Raw genomic sequence first — 232 nt, 5'->3', positions numbered from 1 at the left:
CCATCGGTGAAGCCGACCAGTTCCTTGCGGCCTTCCGGCGTCGCGCCGATCAGCACCAGGATGCACTGCTTTTCGTCTTCGAGCCGCACCTCCAGATGGATGCCATCGGCCCAGATGTAAACGTAGCGCTTCGCCGACAGATCGCGCCTCTGCCACGCGGCGTGTTCGTCGATCCAACCGTCCTTCAGCCGGCCGATGGCGGATGCCGACAACCCGGCAGCATCCTTGCCGA

1 protein-coding gene is annotated in these 232 nt (G+C 64.2%); it reads right to left on the bottom strand.

Annotated features, from left to right (window positions below; all coding sequences use genetic code 11):
- The coding region (locus AC0L3A_RS41165) for a transposase (protein ID WP_473256636.1) at nt 1-232 on the bottom strand (232 nt) is incomplete at both ends.

The sequence above is a fragment of the Bradyrhizobium sp. MI1.3 genome, assembly GCF_055811695.1.
The sequence above is the reverse complement of the archived record's forward strand: the minus strand, read 5'-3'. Positions and strand labels throughout refer to the sequence as shown.